Annotated in this window: 15 protein-coding genes and 1 pseudogene; 13 read left to right on the top strand and 3 right to left on the bottom strand. The window is 43.8% G+C overall.

Annotated features, from left to right (window positions below; genetic code table 11):
- Position 1 precedes the first annotated feature (1 nt).
- The 4 genes from BO225_RS06815 (at position 2) to BO225_RS06800 (ending at position 2,458) form a co-directional block, all read left to right on the top strand.
- Positions 2-766 (top strand): enhanced serine sensitivity protein SseB C-terminal domain-containing protein, encoded by a 765-nt coding sequence (locus BO225_RS06815; RefSeq protein ID WP_076341507.1) that lies wholly within the window; start codon positions 2-4, stop codon positions 764-766.
- Positions 767-960: 194 nt separating this feature from the next.
- Positions 961-1,170, top strand: a complete 210-nt coding sequence (locus BO225_RS06810; RefSeq protein ID WP_076341506.1) for a type II toxin-antitoxin system Y4mF family antitoxin — start codon at positions 961-963, stop codon at positions 1,168-1,170.
- The gene (locus tag BO225_RS06805) at positions 1,167-1,490 is read left to right on the top strand and encodes a HipA N-terminal domain-containing protein (RefSeq protein ID WP_076341505.1); all 324 of its coding nucleotides are present in this window, start codon (positions 1,167-1,169) and stop codon (positions 1,488-1,490) included. Before BO225_RS06810 ends, BO225_RS06805 begins: the two co-directional genes overlap by 4 nt.
- A complete protein-coding gene (locus BO225_RS06800) occupies positions 1,487-2,458 on the top strand; it encodes a HipA domain-containing protein (RefSeq protein WP_076341504.1) in 972 nt (323 codons plus the stop codon). Before BO225_RS06805 ends, BO225_RS06800 begins: the two co-directional genes overlap by 4 nt.
- 465 nt (positions 2,459-2,923) lie before the next feature.
- On the opposite strand, the gene BO225_RS06790 is transcribed toward BO225_RS06800, so the two are convergent.
- A complete protein-coding gene (locus BO225_RS06790; protein WP_233120304.1) occupies positions 2,924-3,610 on the bottom strand; it encodes a response regulator in 687 nt (228 codons plus the stop codon).
- Positions 3,607-5,097: an ATP-binding protein gene (locus BO225_RS06785; RefSeq protein ID WP_076341501.1), complete on the bottom strand. Its 1,491-nt coding sequence runs from the start codon at positions 5,095-5,097 to the stop codon at positions 3,607-3,609. The genes BO225_RS06790 and BO225_RS06785 overlap by 4 nt, the downstream gene beginning before the upstream one ends.
- 99 nt (positions 5,098-5,196) lie before the next feature.
- On the opposite strand from BO225_RS06785, the gene BO225_RS06780 reads away from it, so the two are divergent.
- Genes BO225_RS06780 through BO225_RS06765 form a run of 4 tightly spaced genes read left to right on the top strand, consistent with a single transcriptional unit; the run spans position 5,197 to position 8,097 of the window.
- Positions 5,197-5,529: a tetratricopeptide repeat protein gene (locus BO225_RS06780; protein ID WP_076341500.1), complete on the top strand. Its 333-nt coding sequence runs from the start codon at positions 5,197-5,199 to the stop codon at positions 5,527-5,529.
- Positions 5,523-5,981 (top strand): NAD(P)-binding protein, encoded by a 459-nt coding sequence (locus tag BO225_RS06775; protein WP_076341499.1) that lies wholly within the window; start codon positions 5,523-5,525, stop codon positions 5,979-5,981. Before BO225_RS06780 ends, BO225_RS06775 begins: the two co-directional genes overlap by 7 nt.
- 3 nt (positions 5,982-5,984) lie before the next feature.
- A complete protein-coding gene (locus BO225_RS06770; protein WP_076341498.1) occupies positions 5,985-6,671 on the top strand; it encodes a potassium channel family protein in 687 nt (228 codons plus the stop codon).
- Positions 6,640-8,097: a TrkH family potassium uptake protein gene (locus tag BO225_RS06765; protein ID WP_076341497.1), complete on the top strand. Its 1,458-nt coding sequence runs from the start codon at positions 6,640-6,642 to the stop codon at positions 8,095-8,097. Before BO225_RS06770 ends, BO225_RS06765 begins: the two co-directional genes overlap by 32 nt.
- Positions 8,098-8,117: 20 nt before the next feature.
- Here the strand turns inward: BO225_RS06765 and BO225_RS06760 are convergent, their stop codons facing one another.
- Positions 8,118-8,405, bottom strand: coding sequence for a rhodanese-like domain-containing protein (locus BO225_RS06760; protein WP_076341496.1), 288 nt, complete (start codon positions 8,403-8,405; stop codon positions 8,118-8,120).
- 187 nt (positions 8,406-8,592) lie between these two features.
- Between BO225_RS06760 and BO225_RS06755 the strand changes: the two genes are divergently transcribed.
- From BO225_RS06755 to BO225_RS06735, 5 genes and pseudogenes are all read left to right on the top strand, one after another.
- Positions 8,593-9,126 carry a helix-turn-helix domain-containing protein gene (locus BO225_RS06755; protein WP_076341495.1) on the top strand — a complete coding sequence of 178 codons (534 nt, stop codon included), beginning with the start codon at positions 8,593-8,595 and terminating at the stop codon, positions 9,124-9,126.
- Between the two features lie 13 nt (positions 9,127-9,139).
- Complete coding sequence (locus BO225_RS06750) at positions 9,140-10,723, top strand: ABC transporter ATP-binding protein (protein WP_076341494.1); 1,584 nt, start codon at positions 9,140-9,142, stop codon at positions 10,721-10,723.
- The gene (locus BO225_RS06745; RefSeq protein ID WP_076341493.1) at positions 10,723-11,553 is read left to right on the top strand and encodes an ABC transporter permease; all 831 of its coding nucleotides are present in this window, start codon (positions 10,723-10,725) and stop codon (positions 11,551-11,553) included. Before BO225_RS06750 ends, BO225_RS06745 begins: the two co-directional genes overlap by 1 nt.
- Position 11,554: 1 nt before the next feature.
- The gene (locus tag BO225_RS06740; RefSeq protein WP_076341492.1) at positions 11,555-13,459 is read left to right on the top strand and encodes an extracellular solute-binding protein; all 1,905 of its coding nucleotides are present in this window, start codon (positions 11,555-11,557) and stop codon (positions 13,457-13,459) included.
- A gap of 99 nt (positions 13,460-13,558) precedes the next feature.
- Positions 13,559-13,740: pseudogene (locus BO225_RS06735) on the top strand (hypothetical protein); the annotation flags it as partial.

Raw genomic sequence — 13,740 nt, 5'->3', positions numbered from 1 at the left:
TATGGCAAATGTATATAAGAATACTGAATTAAAAAAAGCGCTCGAAGCGCTTCGTGAAAACGAAAATCAAGAAACGATCACGAACATGGCCCGCATCTTGCGAGATACGGATGTTCTCGCTCCAGCCAAATGGGATAAAAAACCCGATAAGGATGAAAACGGTCAGCTCGTGTTCGAGCCAGACACCCAGATCCAGCTGCTTTTATTGCAGGATGACAAAGGAAGATACTACTTTCCAATGTTCACGGACTATGAAGAGCTCAGCTCATGGAACCAAGACGAAAGCGTCCATACGCTCGTCTTGTCTTTCGATCAATTCATGCCGTTCGTGGAAATGGCCAAAGATCAAGTCGAAGGGATCGTGCTCGATCCATTCTCGATCAACGTTCCGATCGATGTTGAATTTTTAGAAGGCATCCAAAAGACAAAGAAGACAGTGATCAAACCGACACGGATCAAAAAAGGCGAAAAGCTGCAAGTGCGCGAGCCGGTCAAAAAAGTCGAAGCGCTCATCCAGGCGCTCTATCAAGAAGCTCAAGAGCTTCCAAGCATCCAGTCGATGTATTTGAAGGAACGTATTGAAGGCGAGGAAGTGCATTGGCTTTGCATCGTCGATATGGATCCGCAAGATCCTAAGCTCTTTCAACGCTTAGGCGAAGCGTGCAAAGGAAAGACCGATCATAAGGCGATCGAATTCATGTTTTCGACCCAGCAAGTCGCGCAACAGATCATGGCGGATTCAACGCCGATCTATATCAAAGGTTGAGAAAAAAGTAAGAGTGTAAATTGAACTGTGTAAGTTTCTAGGCAAGACTAGAAGCGAGCATAGTTCTTTTTTTCTTAAACAAAATTATACCCGTTCGGGTACTCACACAGATGGAATATCCGTTTTTATACCCGATAAGGTATTATATCGTGGTTTTTGTTGAATATGTACCCGATAAGGTATAAAATGTCAACATGACAACGATTGGAAACTATATCAAAACGGAGCGAAGAAAACTTGGAATCACGCAGGAGGAGTTCGCCTTGCGAGCTGGACTGGGATTGCGGTTTGTCCGAGAACTGGAGCAAGGAAAGGAAACGGTTCGAATGGACAAGGTGAACAAGGCGCTGAGGATGTTTGGCAAGGAAGCGGTGCCGGGTGATTTGAAACGGAGCGAGGAATGAGAAAAGGAAATGTATGGGTGGAGGAACAAAAAGCCGGAACCATTGAAGAGACGGATAGCGGCTATCGTTTTTCCTATGAAAAAGACTATTTAGCCATAAAAGGTGCGAAAGATGTCAGCTTGACTTTGCCGCTTCGCGAAGAACCATATGAATCGTCTGTGTTATTTCCTTTTTTTGATGGACTAATTCCAGAAGGATGGTTGTATGATGTGACAATCCAAAACTGGAAGCTTGATCGTAAAGATCGTTTTGGCGTGTTGCTTGTAGCTTGTAAAGATGCCATTGGAAATGTGTCTATATGGGGAGAGAGTGAAAGATGAGATGTTTATATTGTGGCAAAGAGCTTGTCGATCCTACGCCAGAAGAAATGGAGTCGCAATGGCATACGGGATGTACTAAAAAATTTTTCGGAATGACTTTGCATCCGGTTCTTGATTTGGATGATTCGATCTTGCAGGAAATCGCCCGAAAAACGGTAAGCGAAGGATATACGGTGCCTGGCGTTCAAAAAAAGCTTTCTTTACATTTGATCGAAGAAGAGACGGGATCGAGGTTAACGATCGTGGATTATCCGACAGGGTATATTTTAAAACCACAAACAGAAAAATTTTCTTATCTTCCTGAATTTGAGCAGCTGGGGATGCGTCTTGCGCAAATCGCTAAGATTCCTGCCGTCCCATTCGGGTTGATTCGATTAACAAACGGGACGTTGGCGTATATTACGAAACGAATTGACCGGGTGGAGAAAAAGAAAAAAGTCGTAAAAATGGCGATGGAAGATTTTTGCCAGCTTCAGAACCGTTTAACGGAAGACAAATACAACAGTTCTTATGAGCGGTGTGCGAAAACGATAAAAAAATATTCGGCTTTCTATCAATTCGACTTGACTGAATTGTTTATCCGGCTTGTTTTTGCGTTTCTTATTGGCAATTCCGATATGCATTTAAAAAATTTCTCGTTGATTCAAAACAAAGCGGGTGTATATCAGCTTTCTCCGGTGTATGATCAACTTCCTGTTAATATCGTGATGCCTACAGATTTAGATCAAACCGCTTTAACGTTGAATGGAAAAAAACGAAATTTGAGGCGAGGGGATTTTTTGAAGTTTGCGCATTCAATTGAGATCGAAAAGAAAACTGCTGAAAGACTAATCGAACGAATGCTGAAAAATATTGATCTTTTTTTGGAAGCGTGCGAACAATCTTTTTTGCCTGAAGAAGAAAAAGAAAACGTGAAACGATTGATCAAGGAGCGAGCGGATTTGCTTCATGTTGATTTGTCAAAGTAAGCTAGATACTGGAAATCTGTCAAGTTTTTGGATAACTTAAATTCATTTTTTGTGAGGGTTTTCTCTTCGTATGTTTGTAGGGCCTTTGAAAATGCTGGATCTGTTCTGAATGCATTCGTTGAGAATGATCTAGAAAACCTGATCCAATGCGCTTGTTTTCTGATCGTGACATGAATATTCATCAGACATGAAAAAAACCTCCTTAAAATAAATTGAGCGTTGATGATTATTCAGATAAAGAGGTCATTAAAAAATGGGAAACGATCTCAAAAGTAATCCAAAAAAATCAAGCTTTGAATTATCCCGGGAATCGATCGTTAATATCGAATCGGGTTTCATGGCTTTTGTAGAAATACTTCTAAATATAGTATATGAGTAGGATAGGTAACAGTTGCAAAAAGAAAAAACTGCCGACACTCTATTGGACGGCAGTCTGAAACGATGGCTCCAAGATCCATCATTTTTTTATGCGTGATCGTTCAAACGATACCCGACACCAATTTCCGTTAAAATATAGCGCGGTTTAGCTGGCTGAGGTTCGATCTTGCGGCGAAGAGAAGCCATCAAGGTGCGCAACGCCCGCGTATCGCTTCCATATTGGGTCCCATATACTTTTTGCAAGATCGCTTGCGTCGTATACACTTTGCCAATTTGCTCGAATAAGCACGCTAAAAGCGAAAACTCAAGCGGCGTCAAATGGATCTCTTTTTCGTTGACAAAGACACGATGAGAATCAAGATCGATCGTCAACCCTTGCACGCTTTTGACAAGGGCGGCCTGGGTCTTGTTTTCATTTTGGGCATGACGAAGGGCCGTGCGGATCCTGGCTAAAAGTTCGGTCGTTGAAAATGGCTTCGTTAAATAATCGTCAGCGCCTAGATCAAGGGCGTCCGCTTTTTCGTGATCTTGATCGCGGGCCGAAATCACGAGGATCGGAAGATTGGAAGCGGCGCGGACTTTCTCGATTACTTGCATTCCATCAAGATCGGGCAAACCTAGATCCAGCAAGATCAACTGGAATTCTTTTTCTTTCAGCAATTGGAGCCCTTCTTTTCCTGTCGCCGCCATCTCTGGATGATATCCTTCTTTTTCTAAAATGTAGCTTAGAAAGCTGCGGATCTGCTGATCGTCTTCGATGATTAAAATATTCACGATAGATCTTTCCTTTCTGTCATAAGGAGGGTGCATATGAATCGAGCGCCGCTTCGATCACAACGATTATGCGCTGTCAGTTCTCCATCATGCGCTTGGGCGATCGAACGACAGATCGCAAGACCAAGTCCGATGCCGCGCGCTCGATCTTTTTGATTTTGGCTCGATGTATAAAAAGGCTCAAAAATATGTGGCAAATCTTCTTTGCCGATTCCCTCGCCTTCATCCTGGACAATAAAGCGGACTTCTTTTTTGATAGGATCGGCTTCGAGAACGATCTCGACTTTATTTTCTTGGGGCGTATGCCGGATCGCGTTTTCAAGCAAGTTAACGAGCAGCTGAACGATCAGCTTTTCATCGACATCGACCGTGATGATCTCAGAGGGGATGTTTACTTGGATCGTTCGATCTTTATTGCGCTTTTCGACCGTCGAGCAAGCCGCTTCGATGATTTCTTCGGCAAGCGCTTCTTGCTTGTTCAAAATAAGATGTCCTTCTTCCATCCGTGTAAGATTCAAGATATTTTCAACGAGTGAATAAAGCCAGCTTGCCTCTTGATAAATACCTTGCGCCATTTGGATACGCTCTTCTTGAGAGATTTCAAGTCGCATGAGGACTTCGCTCGTTCCCATGATCCCTGAAAGCGGGGTCCTAAGATCGTGGGAAATGGATCGAAGCAAATTCGAACGATATTGTTCTTGGGTGATCTTTTCTTGCGAAGCCATATATTGATGGAGGTTCTCGATCCGATCCAATCCCAAAGCCGCGCAGGCGCACATCGAATGGATGAGTTGTTTTTGAGCCTCGTCAAAGCCGCCCTCTTTTATTTTTGGAAGCAAAAGCAAGCCAAAAGCGCCCTCTTTGTTTTTGATGGGCCAACTTGAAAACTCGCGCTCTAGATTTTCTGGTCGATATTTTCGATGCTTAATCGTGTTCGCTTGGATTTGCTGGAGAAGATAAGGGGCCGCCTGGCCTTTTTTGGTCTGAGGTAAAAAAGCGGCTTTAGTATGGAACGTGTCGCTAAAGGAGCGAACGATGATCTCTTGGGCTTGCTCGATCTCGTTGGCTTCTAAAAGCGTGTTCGTAAAGTTGTAGAGCGTCGTGGCTTGCAAGGCGCTATGCCGAGCGAGAGTTGCGCTTTGTTTTTCTTGCGAGGTCAATGTGCTGATCAAAAGGGAAATGATCATCATGATCAGCATCGTGATCGGATAATCGGAATTATTCACCCGCAAAGTAAATAGGGGATCGGTGAAAAAATAGTTGAAGAGCATCACCGCGATCACCGACGCGTTGATCCCATAGTAAAAACCATCTGTGAACTTGGCGCACAAAACCACGCCAAATAAATACAACAAGATGATCGTCGTGTCGCTCAGCTTGAAGGAAATAAATAAAAAGCCGATCGCAGTCGGTAATAAAAGGCATAAGATCATCATGCCAAGGTTTTTAAGAAGCGATTTTTGCGCTTTTGGAGTCGTCTGTAGCATATTTTTCTTTCCTCACACAATTCTAACATTCAAAAGTCGACTCTCACACCTTTCTTGCATCGTTTTCTGTATGCTTATACTGTAGTTGAAAGCGAGGCAATGAACGTGGAACAAACAACGATGAACTTGCGGCAGGCAAGTCAAGAAATTCGTGAATATATAGAAAATAGAAAGTATGAATTAGGAAGACAGAAGATCTTGGATCTTATGATGGAATATCCAGATTCTCCGCAGCCACATAATTTTATGGGGTTGTTGTTGATGAAGATCGGCAACCGCCAAACAGCGATCAAGCATTTTCGGGCTGCTGTCGGACTCGATTCGACATATACGCCCGCAAAAGAAAATTTATTTTTATTCAGCGAAGTCGAATATCGAGGAAGTGGCGTGTATGAAGAAACGCCCAAGAAAAGGAGGTTACTAGCATGGTAAAAGGAAGAAATAGAAAGCATGAACATAACGTGCTCGTTCTTGGATGTTCTCGATTAGGCGCTTCTCTAGCGAGCCTTTGTTCGCAAAGAGAAGAGAGCGTCACGATCGTGGACCAAAACGAAGCGGCCTTCGTCAAGCTATCTCCAAATTATGATGGATTGAAAGCATGCGGAAATGTGACAGATATGGATGATTTGTCGATGGTCCACGTAAAAGAGATGGATCAGATCTTCGTGACGACCAATGATGATTGCACGAATGTGATGTGCGCTCTTCTTTTAAGAGAGTGTAACGAGCATGCCAAGATCTTTGTCCGCTTAATCGATCCAGAAAGAAAACAGGTGATGGATGGTTATGCGATCGAAACGATTTGTTTAGATGATCTATGGGTAGAGCGCTGTTCTTCTTTGTTGCAGAAGGAAAGCGAGAATACGCAAATTTTACGGAGATAGAACATGAAAGAAAAAGTATTGATCGTTGGAGGGCGCGCTAAAGCGAAATCGCTCGCCCAATCTTTATCCACTCGAGGAATGATGCCAGTTTTGATCAATAAAAGCGAAGAAGATTGTCAAAAGCTAATGGAATATCGTCCTTCAAAAGTTATTTGTGCCGATGGGACAAAACCCTATGTCCTTGAAGATCTGCAAATGGAAGCGTTTTGTCAAGTCATTGCGCTCTGTCCGCGAGATGAAGACAATTTGATGATTTGCCGCCTAGCGAAGAATATTTTTCCAAAGGTGCGTACGACTGCGCTTGTAAGTAATTTAGCCAACAAGAAGTTCTTTATACGATGTGGGGTCGATCGCGTTGTCTGCGCAGTCTCTTTGATCACGCGCATGATCGAACAAGAGGCGTTTATGGACGAAATGCGGTTGGAAGAAGGACTTCAGATCGTCAAGTTGGATATGGAGGCGAGCGACGCTGCGATCCATAAAAAGTTATGGGAGCTCTCGCTTCCGAGCAATACTGTGATTGGCAGTATTTTACGACAGGATGGATTGTTCGTTCCCCAAGGAGAAACGACGATCATGGAAGGCGATCAGCTCGTGCTGATCACAAGTGATGTCCAAAAACAAGAAGCGATCCAAATCCTGAAAGGAGAAAAGAGCAATGAAAAGCAGCGTAAACATTTGTTTTGGTAAACTAATGATCTTGATTGGGCTTTTATGTCTTATTCCTATTGGGGTGGTGGTGTTTTATCCGCAAGATTTAAAATATAGTTTGTCTTTTTTATACAGTGGGTTGTTTTCCGTTGGCATCGGGACGCTGCTTTATGTTCGTTCTTGTCAGAAAAAGGGATCTTCAAAAGAAAACCGTCCAGCTCTTGGAAAAAAGAGCGCGCTTGTCGTGGTGGGGACGTGGCTTTGGGCGATCTTGATCGGCGCCATGCCTTTTGTGTTTTCTGGACAGCTTCCTTTGATCCAGTCGTTGTTTGAATCGACTTCGGGATGGACGACGACAGGCCTTTCAGTCATGGATGTAAACCAAGTGCCGCATATCTTTTTGTTTCATCGCAGCTTCATGCAGTTTTGTGGCGGCCTAGGCTTTGTGATGATGATGGTCATGGTCACACACGACCCACACGATGTGATGCTTTTTCAAAGCGAAGGGCATCCAGATCAGCTCATGCCGACTTTGAAAAAAACCGCAAGGACGATCTTTAAGATCTTTCTTTTTTTGTTGGCAGCAGGCACGTTGGCTTATTGTATGGCGGGCATGCCTCTTTTTGATTCGATCAACCACGCGATGGCTTCTCTTTCGACAGGAGGATTTTCGGTAAAGGCTGGAAGCATTGGCGAATACGATTCTTGGGCGATCGAGCTCGTGACGGTCGTATTGATGTTGTTTGGAACGACGAATTTTGCGGTGCTGCTTCTTTTGACCAAAGGCAAGTTCAAGCAAGTTTGGAAGGTGAGCGAAGTCAAGTTCATGAGCGGCTTGATCGTCGCTTCTGTTGTGGTATTGACTGTGCTGCTTCGCTTTCAGATGGACTTTTCGTGGATCGAGAGTTTTCGAAAAGCGCTCCTAGATGGAATTTCGGCAATCTCGACGACGGGCTTTTCTTCGATGTCGTATGCAGAGTGGACCTCCGCTCCGATATGTGTGCTGCTCGTTTTGATGATCATCGGAGGTGGAATGGGCTCTACAGCAGGAGGGATCAAGATCATGCGAGTCGATTTGTTTTTGAAGGCGATCAAAGCACATATAAGAAGAGAAGTGGAAGATGTTCCTGGACTTTCCTCGATCGAATTTACGCGCACGCAAGGAAAAGTAAGGGCAACAGATGCTTTGATCCGGCAGATCTTTTGTTTTATTGGGGTCTATATATTGATCTTGATGGCGGGGACGTTCTTGATTTGTGTGTTTTCCAATTGTGGCGTGATCGAAGCCTTGTTTGATTTTGCCTCTTCTTTAGGAACGGTCGGCTTGTCTTTCGGAATGACGGGACCGCAGACGATCGAGCCTGTCTTGCTCGTGGAAATGATCGGAATGGTGTTGGGTCGTTTGGAGATTTTCGTCGTCTTTGTCGCGCTGTATTCCGTAAGAAAGCAATTCATAAAAAGATAGAGTTTTTGGCTCTATCTTTTTTATTTTTCAAGTGGTCCGTGATAGAAATCGAGTCCGCCGATATCGGTCGTGTGGATGCCTCTTTTTGCGAGTGCTTCTTGGGCGAGTCCGGCGTGGTAGCCGATTATACAATAGAGGTAGCTTCCATCTTTGACATCCGCATCTTGGATCGTAGAGAGCGGGATATTGATCGCTCCTGGAATGTGGCCTTCTTCATACATTTCTTTTGGACGCACATCGATGATCGGAATGTGTTTTTCGTGCGCTTCTTTGACGAACGCATCGGTTGGATATTCTTTTTGTTCCATTTTTTTTCCTTCTTTCAATATTTAGTATAGGGTCACTTATGTTGGAACCCTATTGTTTTGCTTGAGATATAACAATAAAAAAATAGCAATCAGTTGTGTATTGTATTTGCAAACTTTTTGTTTATAATAATGATTGTTTGTTAGATATAAATAAATAGTTTTATATTTTAAACACAAGGAGCGGAGTATGGACATTGGAACAAAGATCAAACAACTGCGTCTTACCAATGATCTGACGCTTGAGGAACTCGCTTCTCGTTCGGAGCTGACGAAAGGTTTTCTGTCGCAAGTCGAACGGAATTTGACTTCTCCGAGCATCTCTTCATTGGAAGATATTCTCGAAGCGCTCGGAACGAATCTCGCTTCCTTTTTTAAAGAAGAAGGAAAGGAGCAGGTCGTTTTTGGCAAGGAGGATTTTTTTGTCTCCGAGCAAGAAGGGTATACGATCGAGTGGATCGTGCCGAACGCGCAAAAAAACGAGATGGAGCCGATCTTGCTCACGCTAGAAGGCAATGGGATCTCGCAGACGATCGATCCACATCGCGGCCAAGAGTTTGGCTATGTGCTGAAAGGCGATATTTGCCTAGTGATGGGGAAAGAGACGTATCGTCTCAAGGCGAAAGAGACGTTTTATTTGAACGCGGCGCCAAGTCATTATTTAAAGAATCCGAGTCGCAAAGAAGCCAAGGTGCTTTGGATCACGATGCCTCCGATGTTTTAGAAAGGATCAGACCATGGAACAAGAAAACAAGAAGATCATTCAATTTAAGAATATTGTCAAGAAATTTGACAACCAGATCATATTGAAAGGGATCGATCTCGATATTTATCAAAACGAGTTTGTGACGCTCTTAGGGCCGAGTGGCTGCGGAAAAACGACGCTACTGCGGATCTTAGGCGGCTTTCTAGAACCGGATAAAGGAGAAGTGATCTTTGATGGAAAAGATATCGCGAAACTGCCTCCTTATAAGCGGGAGCTGAATACGGTGTTTCAAAAGTACGCTCTCTTTCCGCATATGAATGTGTTTGATAATATCGCTTTTGGCTTGAAAATCAAAAAGATGAGTAAAGATGTCATCGAGCAGAAGGTGATGAAGATGCTGCGTCTAATTGGTCTAGAGGGGTATGAAAATAAAGATGTCACCCTTCTTTCGGGGGGCCAGCAGCAGCGGGTCGCGATCGCAAGAGCGTTGGTAAACGAGCCAAATGTTCTGCTTTTGGATGAGCCGTTAGGGGCGCTCGATCTCAAGCTTCGCAAGGAGATGCAGTACGAATTGAAGCGGATCCAGCAAGAGGTCGGGATCACGTTTATTTTTGTGACGCACGATCAAGAAGAGGCGCTGACGATGTCGGATAAGATCGTGGTTATGAAGGAGGGGGAGATCCAGCAGGTGGGCTCTCCACAAGAGATCTACAACGAACCAGTCAATAAATATGTAGCGCAGTTCGTCGGAGAATCGAACATCATTCCAGGGAAGATGCTCAAAGACAAGCTTGTGCGTTTTGATGATATGAATTTTGATTGTGTCGATGTTGGATTCAAGGAAAACGAGAATGTGGATATCATCATTCGTCCGGAAGATATTGATATCGTACCTCTGAATCAAGGCAAGTTGACTGGGACGGTAGAAAACGTGTTGTTCAAAGGTGTGCATTATGAAGTGATGGTCGAGACGGTTCCTGGAACGCATGTGACTGTGAATATGCATGTCAACAACAACGAAACCAATGTCGTGGAAAAAGAAGATGTTCGGATCTCGGCGAATGACTTTTATCTCGATATCGAGGATATGAAGGATTGGGATGAGTCGGTTCTGATCGCTCGCGCCGATGCGCAAGCGTGGTCAAAAGAAACCGATGAGTATTTTCCGATCCAAAAAGTGGATACCGATTTAAAGAACGAGATCGGTCAATATGAGGTCACGTTTTCTACGATCAATGGGCTTTCGATCACACGCCGTATTTGGGTGGTCGATCAGCGTGTCGTAGAGAATAAAAAGGCGAATGAGGCGGTTTCGGCGTTCAACTTCTTTAAAACGGTCGATGAGATCAAAGAATCGATGGCTCTCGATACGGATTTGAAGACGTGGGCGAACGCGCAAGGCTGGAAACTGGACAATGAAGATGAGAAAGTCGATCTTTCGGTGGATTATAACTTTGATCCAGACACGATCAAGGAAGGGATCTATCCGATGACGTTCTGGACGACAGGTCGGGAATTGAAGATCCATACGACAGATTTTGTGGAGGAAGGCAAAGAGGTCGGACTCTCCTTCCAGCCTGAAGATATTCATGTGATGGAGAAGATGGGATTCTAATGAAAAAGTTTGCTCAATTGGCGATCCCTTACTTGATTTGGAGTTTTGTGATGTTGCTTGTCCCTATGATTTTGATTTTGATGTATTCATTTTTGAAGCCGGGCAACTCGATCGTTCACTTCCAGTTGAGTTTGGATAATTATATTCGCTTTTTTACAGATAAAGACTTTTTGATCATTTTGTGGCGTTCGTTGTGGATCGCTTTGAAGACGACGGCGATTTGTTTGTTGCTTGGCTATCCGATCGCGTATTTTATTTCCCGCTGTTCAGAAAAGATGCAAGGTGTCTTGATCATGGCGGTCACTGTGCCGATGTGGATCAATATGCTAGTTCGTACATATGCATGGATCGGGATCTTGAGCGATGGAGGACCGGCTGCTTGGCTGCTTTCGTTGTTTGGGTTTCATGATGTCAAGCTCTTATATACACAAACGGCTGTGTTGATTGGTATGGTGTACAACTTTCTGCCATTTATGATCTTGCAGATCAACACGTCGCTTTCGAAGATGGATCGTTCGTTGCTGGATGCGAGTTCGGATCTAGGTGCCAATAAATTTCAAACGTTTTGGCGTATCGTGTTTCCGCTTTCGCTTCCAGGTGTCGTTTCGGGGATCACGCTTGTCTTCTTGCCTGCGGTTTCGGCTTTCTTCATTCCAAAATTGTTGGGTGGCGGTCAATATTTCTTGATTGGAAATGTCATCGAGAATCAATTCATCACTGTGGGAGAATGGAATTTTGGTTCGGCTATCTCGATGATCATGGCGCTCGTAATGATGCTTTTGATGCTTTTTGTCCGCAAGCTCGATCAAAAAGCCAACAAGGAGAGATAGGATGCAGAAGGACAAGAGAATTTTTGGCAAGGTCATCATGACGCTTGCGCTGATCTTTTTCTACTTGCCGATCGTTTTTATGATCATCTTCTCGTTCAATGATTCGAAATCGCTGACGGCTTTTACGGGGTTCTCGCTGCGCTGGTATGAGGCGATGTTCAAGAATCATGGCATGATGGAATCGTTATATGTCACGATCGTGATCGCGCTGATCGCAACGGCTGTTTCGACGATCGTAGGAACGATCACGGCGATCGGGATGGCGTATTCGAAAAAGTGGGTGAAGCGTTATATTCAGCAGGTCAACGATTTGCCGATGATGAATCCGGAGATCGTAACGGCGATCGGCTTGATGCTTTTGTTCATCACGTTCCAGATCGATCGAGGCTTTACGACTTTATTATTAGCGCATATTGCTTTTTGTATTCCGTATGTGATGCTTTCGATCATGCCAAAGCTTAGAAGCTTGGATCCAAATTTGGCAGATGCGGCGATGGATCTTGGAGCTTCTCCTTGGCAGGCGCTCACGAAAGTTATTGTTCCTCAGATCATGCCGGGAATCGTTTCGGGAGCGTTGATCGCGTTTACGATGTCGTTTGATGATTTTATCATTTCTTATTTTTCGACAGGTCAAGGGGTAAAGAACCTTTCGATCATGGTGTATACGATGTCGAAGCGCGTGAATCCAAGCATCAACGCGATTTCGACGCTTGTGGTTCTTTTCATTACGATCGGTTTGGTGTTGATGAATATTCTTCCGTTTTTGAGAAAGAAAATGGTGAAGAAAGAAGAAGTGAATATGGGAGAGCTTCTGCCAAAGAAGAAGTGGCCAAAGATCGTAGGGGCGGTGGCTATTGTTGCGCTAGTGATCGGCTTGTTTGGATGGGGTCGGCAAGCGGGAAGTAAACCGTATGCGGGACAAACGCTCCATATCTATATGCCAGGAGAATATGTTGGGGAAAACTTCATTTCTGATTTTGAAGAGGAGACAGGGGCCAAAGTGGTCATGGATACATTTGATTCGAATGAGCAGATGTATATCAAGGTGGCGAACAAAGATCGTTATGATATTTTGATTCCTAGCGATTATATGATTCAACGGCTCATTCAGGAAGACTTGTTGCAACCTTTGGATCCATCGCGGATCCAAGATTCAATGGATCTTTTGGATTCTAGTGTTCTTGATTTGGCGTATGATCCACATAATGCGTACTCTGTTCCTTATTTCTGGGGCAGCGTAGGAATCGTGTATGATAAAAATAAAGTGCCTCTTTCTGATCTGGAAAAGGAAGGGTTCAATATTTTCTTGGATCCAAAGTATAAAGGTGATTTGTATTTGTACGATTCGGAGCGTGATTCGTTCATGATGGCTTTGAAGGCGCTGAACTATTCGATGAATACTTCGGATCCGGAAGAAATCAATGCAGCGTATAATTGGTTGCTTCGTTGTGTGCAGGAAATGGATCCTGAGATCGTGACGGATGAGATCATAGATAATATGGCGCAAGGTCGTAAAGCGCTTGGTTTGATCTATTCGGGGGATGCCGCGTATGTGATGTCTGAAAATGAGAATATCGGATACTATTTGCCGACAAGTGGTACGAATTTGTGGACGGATGCGATGGTTATTCCAAAGAATGCAGAAAATGTTGATTTGGCGTACGCGTTTATCAATTATACGTGTCAATATGAAGCTGCGTATGATAATTCAAGCTATGTAGGGTATACTTCTCCAAATAAAGAGGTGGAGGATGAGCTTGCCGAAACAGATTTTGAAGGAATCAACGCGTATGTTCCGCGGACAGGTTATAAAAACGATGAAGTGTTCGAATATAATGCGGATACGCGAAAGATGATTGCCGATATGTTCGCGAAAGTGAAGATCGCGGCAAGCAACGCGAATTAAGGAAAAAGAACTTCTCTAAATTTTTTGGAGAAGTTCTTTTCTTTTTTGGGACCATTTTTTTGATTTTTGTCGTATTGAATATAAGAAGGGGGAATCACTATGTACAGCTTTGTTCGAGAAGAAATATTCTCGTATCCTATGCTACAATGGAATCAAGAAAAGACATTCGATGCGGCCTGCAAAAAGGTGCTTTCCAAAAAGGCGATCCTGGCTTATATCGTGAAAAAAACGATTCCGGAATTCGAAGACTATTCGGTTCGGGAGATCGAATCGTTGTATAT

Origin of the sequence: Dubosiella newyorkensis (genome assembly GCF_001945605.1) — a bacterium.
In the GTDB taxonomy this organism is placed as follows: Bacteria; Bacillota_I; Bacilli_A; order Erysipelotrichales; family Erysipelotrichaceae; genus Dubosiella; species Dubosiella newyorkensis.
Note: the sequence above shows the minus strand (reverse complement) of the source record. Positions and strands in the feature narration are given on the sequence as shown.